Annotated in this window: 1 protein-coding gene; it reads right to left on the bottom strand. The window is 54.4% G+C overall.

The window, feature by feature from the left end; genetic code table 11:
• A partial coding sequence (locus ACR0P9_RS12470; RefSeq protein WP_432620625.1) for a glucose-6-phosphate isomerase occupies positions 1–1,484 on the bottom strand: 1,484 nt, incomplete at both ends.

Raw genomic sequence — 1,484 nt, 5'->3', positions numbered from 1 at the left:
TCCTTGAGTGCGCCGTCGGTCTCGTGTGCGAGGACACGCTTGGCAAGAATCTTGCCGAGCTGTACGCCTTCCTGATCGAAGCTGTTCACGTTCCAAATAAAGCCTTGGAACATGACCTTGTTCTCGAAGTGTGCAAGCAGCGCACCCAGAGAAGCCGGTGTCAGCTGGTCGCCGATGATAATGCTGGACGGACGACCGCCTTCAAACTTCTTGTTGTTGTCCGGGTCATCCTTGCCGCAGGCAAAGGCAACAATCTGTGCGACAACGTTAGCACACAGCTTTTGCTGGCTTGTGCTGCCTTGAATGGTGACATCCATGCCGATCTGGCTGTTTTTAAAGCCGACAAACTGGAGCGGCGTAATATCTGTGCCCTGATGCAGCAGCTGATAGAACGAATGCTGACCGTTTGTGCCCGGCTCGCCGAAGATGACCGGACCGGTAGCATAATTGACCGGTTCGCCGCGGCGGTTGACGGATTTGCCGTTAGACTCCATGTCCAACTGCTGTAAATGAGCAGGGAAGCGGCTCAGTGCCTGCGAGTACGGCAGTACAGCGGTACACTGATAATCCTGTACATTGCGCTCGTATACACCGATGAGAGCATCGAGCAGAGCGGCATTTTCCAAAATGTTTTCGTTGAGAGACAGCTTGTCGGTCTCTGCTGCGCCGTCCAGAATGTCAGCAAAAACTTCCGGACCAAAGGCGAGCGACAGTACCGCGCCGCCGACAGCGGAGGAAGAAGAATATCTGCCGCCGATGTAGTCGTCCATAAAGAAAGCTGTCATGTAGTCTGCGCCCTTGGCGAGCGGAGAGGTCTCGCTGGTAACCGCGAGCATGTGCTTAGAAACGTCCAGACCTGCCTTCTTGATGGCGTCCTTGACAAATGTCTCGTTGGTCAGGGTCTCCAAAGTAGTGCCCGACTTAGAAACAACAATGAACAGAGCGTGCGCGATGTCTACCGACTTCAGTACAGCGGCTGCATCGTCCGGATCTACATTGCTGATGAACTTTGCTTCCATCTTCAGGGTGTTATGCAGCTTTGCCCAGTTTTCCAGGGCGAGATAAATCGCACGCGGGCCGAGGTCGCTGCCGCCGATGCCGATCTGTACGACTGTGGTATACGGCTCGCCCGCTTCGTTGGTAATTTCGCCTGCGTGTACCTTGTTGGCAAATGCAGCGATTTTCTTCTGCTGCGACACGTAGAATTCGCGCTTGTCCACACCGTCTGCAATGACAGCATCACACTGCTGGCCGCGTGCCAGCTGATGCAGTACCAGACGATTCTCGCCCGTGTTAATCACAGCACCATTGAGCAGCTCTTTGTACTTGTCAATGATCTGTGTTTCCTGTGCCAGCTGTGCCAGCGTGGACAGGATTTCGTCATCTACCTGCTTGGCAGCGTAGTTGAACTTCATACCGGCTGCCATCGGTGCACTGTATTTCTTGACACGCGCGGCACCGTTTTCCCCAGACATTTCCTGCGC

Origin of the sequence: Butyricicoccus sp., from assembly GCF_050872565.1 — a bacterium.
GTDB lineage: Bacteria > Bacillota > Clostridia > Oscillospirales > Butyricicoccaceae > Butyricicoccus_A.
This window is presented reverse-complemented; position numbering and strand designations above follow the sequence as displayed.